This window comes from Streptomyces sp. NPDC057428 (assembly GCF_042803195.1).
Lineage (GTDB): Bacteria > Actinomycetota > Actinomycetes > Streptomycetales > Streptomycetaceae > Streptomyces.
This window is the reverse complement of sequence record NZ_JBHVCT010000231.1, coordinates 1-1,298: the sequence shown is the minus strand read 5'-3', so window position 1 is coordinate 1,298 and position 1,298 is coordinate 1. Positions and strand designations below refer to the sequence as shown.

General features: G+C 69.3%; 1 protein-coding gene. It reads right to left on the bottom strand.

All coding sequences use genetic code 11. The features are described from left to right. Positions 1 to 1,298, bottom strand: a 1,298-nt coding sequence (locus ACFU5K_RS31940; RefSeq protein ID WP_384068257.1) for an IS200/IS605 family accessory protein TnpB-related protein, incomplete at both ends; no start/stop codon positions are given.

Below are 1,298 nucleotides of genomic sequence, written 5' to 3'. Positions count from 1 at the left end.
TCCGGCCTGGATGGTCCGATGCCCCGCAGCATCACTCTGGTGCTGCGGGGGCGGTGCCGTCCGTCGCCGGATCGGGTGCCCGAGGGCGCGTCGCCCGATCGCGATACCGGCGGCATCGTGACGGGACATCTTTCGGCGCGGGGCGGTAAGCGGTTTACGCCAGTGCTGGTCGCCCCACATGGAGGTGTAGGCCGGATCGACGGCCACGATGGACAGGTCCATCTCGGCGGCCATGGAGATGAGCCGGGCCTTGAGTTTTCCGGTGGGGATGCCGGAGATGAGCTGCCGGAACCGCTTCTTGCGGCCGTGCTTCTCGCGGGTCTTCTCGGCGGTGAAGTCGAGGTCCTCGATTGCGATGGCAGCCACACCGCAGGACTTGGCCCAGTGCAGGACTTGGGTGATGGCGTGCCGGATCTGTGCGTCGCGGTGGTTCGCCGGACCGCTGAGGTCGTAGTGGAAGCGGTGCGGGTCGCCGATCGGGTTGCCGTGGGCGTCGAGGCGGTAGGCGGCGAAGTGGTCGGCGTTCGTGTCAACGCCGATCATGCCCTTGGCGCGGGCCGTGGCCAGCGGCATGGTCTGGACGACGGGGCGTTGCCAGGACGCGGTGAGGTACCAGCGCCCGCGTTCCACGTCGTAGTGGATGCGGTAGGCGACGGCCCGGTTGGCTTCCACGCGGTCGGCCCATTCCTGGCCCCGGTGCGCGAACGCGGTCTTCGCAGCCAGGGCATACCGGCCGTGCTTGGTGTTCGCCAGGTGCGCGAGCGGCGCGGGCAGCTTGATGCTGACCTCGCCGGCAGCCGTGACGCGGATGGTCTCGTTCCCGAACCGCTTCCCGGACTCTCCGTCGGCGGCGAGGAACCAGCGCTCGGCTTCCCAGCGTTTGCGCCACTCGGGCTCGGTGAGCTGTGCGGCGGACAGGTTGTGCCGGGTGCCCAGCAGCTTGCGGCCGCCGCGTACGACGTGCACGATTCCGGCCTCACGCTCAGCGCGAACGACATCGAGGCGGTGTTCCAGGATGGCCAGGCGTCGGGTTTTCTGGAACCACTCGTTCTTGGAGCGGTAGCCGCCCGGAGCGCGCTTGGTGCCCTTCTCCCCGAGCGGGAGGGACAGACGGTGCATCAGGGTCCGCACACCGGATTCGAGGTTCTGGATGTGGGCGAACTGGCAGCGGCGCGAGAGCGCCCACTGATCGTGGCTGGCCTTCGTGATCGTCCCGGCCCACCGGGACGAGGAGGAGGCGGTCAGGCCCTGCTTCCGGGCGGCCCACGTGTCGCTGTTGTGGTCCAGGCCGTCCATGC